Annotated in this window: 1 protein-coding gene; it reads right to left on the bottom strand. The window is 66.9% G+C overall.

Annotation, left to right across the window (positions count from 1 at the left end):
- Nucleotides 1–212 precede the first annotated feature (212 nt).
- Nucleotides 213–1,457: an IS4 family transposase gene (locus AB0J42_RS37640; RefSeq protein WP_364303373.1), complete on the bottom strand. Its 1,245-nt coding sequence runs from the start codon at nucleotides 1,455–1,457 to the stop codon at nucleotides 213–215.
- Nucleotides 1,458–1,539: the final 82 nt, after the last annotated feature.

Here is a 1,539-nt window from a genome sequence, read left to right as displayed (position 1 = left end):
CAATGCCGCTAAGTTAAGCCGCTGCTGGGAGTCCTTCGAGTTGGATGGTCGGCGGGCTGGCGTGGGTGACACTGACGTCGGTACGGCGTTTGACCCGGTAGGAGTTGTGGCGGGCGCGTTTGACGACTCGAGGGCAGGTCCGCATCCGAGGTTCGGGGTTGAGCCTGTCCAGCATCTCGGTGAAGACCCTCACAAAAATGACGTATAGGTGCTCAGGGGGAAAAGGCCGCCGGATCATCGATCTGGCGGCGGACGACCCGGACGGCCCGGATGAAGCTGACCCGGTCAGGATCGAGGTCGGCCTCATCGGCGGCCCGGCACATCAGCTCACGAATGGCGTAGTGGGCCAGCAAGATGCCCCACATCTCCTGTTCAACCAGATCAGGACTTTGAGAGCGGAGGACTCCGCCGCCGCCGCGCAGGTGGGTCTTGATCTCATCCAGCCCGGATTCGTGTTCCCACCGTTGGTAGTAGGCGAACGCGGCCTCCGGCGCGCTCAACTCCGCCGGGTCCAGGATCGTGGTGATCACGCAGACCAACTCGCCGTCCGGGCCGCCACGGTCGGGCACGGTGTACTCCACCGCCCGCACCACACGGGCCCGGTCTTCATCGACCTGCTCACCGGCCCGGGCCGCCGCCAGCAGCGCGGCCTTGCGCTTGGCCGGAGTGTTCGGCGCGAAGATCAACGCCAGGTAGGAGCCATCCGGCAGCCGCCGCACCAGCGGTAACGCCACGCTCGCGCCGACCCGCCAGCACAGAGCGGCATCACTGGCGCTGTAAAGGTCCCACAGCTGCCAGGAGTAAAAGCCCGAGTCCGCGGTGACCAGCATGTCGCCGTCCAGATGACCGGCCAGCTCGCTGGCCAGTTCACGCTCACCCGTGCGGCACGAGCCCATCGCGGCGGCGACCATGGCGTGAGTCCCGCACTCCGACAGCGACACGACCTGCAGCTTCGGAAACGCTGACTGTTGGGGGCCGCTGCCCATCTTGCCGAACGCCGCCACGTTCGCCTCGGTGTCGGGCACATCGAAACTCGTCCCGTCGATGGCCATCAGCCTGCGGTGGCGCAGCCACGCGCCCTGGGTGCCCAGGCCCGCGACCGGCACCGCCGCCCGGTGGAACAACTCCTTTAGCGGTGCCGATCCGAGCCGCTGCCGCGCCTGGCTGATCGCCGAGGTCGACGGCACCTTCCAGTCCCGCTCCCAGCAGCCCAGGTGCTGCAGTGCGCCGGTCATCTGCCGCATGACCTCCTCATACGCCTGACCGAACAACAGCCCCAAGCCGATCACATACCGGACCATCACATGCGCCGGCAGCAACCGCGACCGTTTCTCCCGACTGCCGGTCGCATCAACGACCTCCTCGATCAGGTCACGAGAGAACGCCGCCGCCAGCACACCCAGCGAAATGTGATCAGTCAAACGGCCGCCTACCGACGGCTCCTGCGCTCCAGCCACCGCCGAAACCTACCGCCCACAACCACCCGGTGCAGCGCACCCGCCCCGACCTTCGCAAGATCGCTAACTTAGCGGCATTGGG

It is taken from the genome of Nonomuraea sp. NPDC049649 (genome assembly GCF_040675175.1).
Taxonomy (GTDB): Bacteria; Actinomycetota; Actinomycetes; order Streptosporangiales; family Streptosporangiaceae; genus Nonomuraea.
This window is presented reverse-complemented; position numbering and strand designations above follow the sequence as displayed.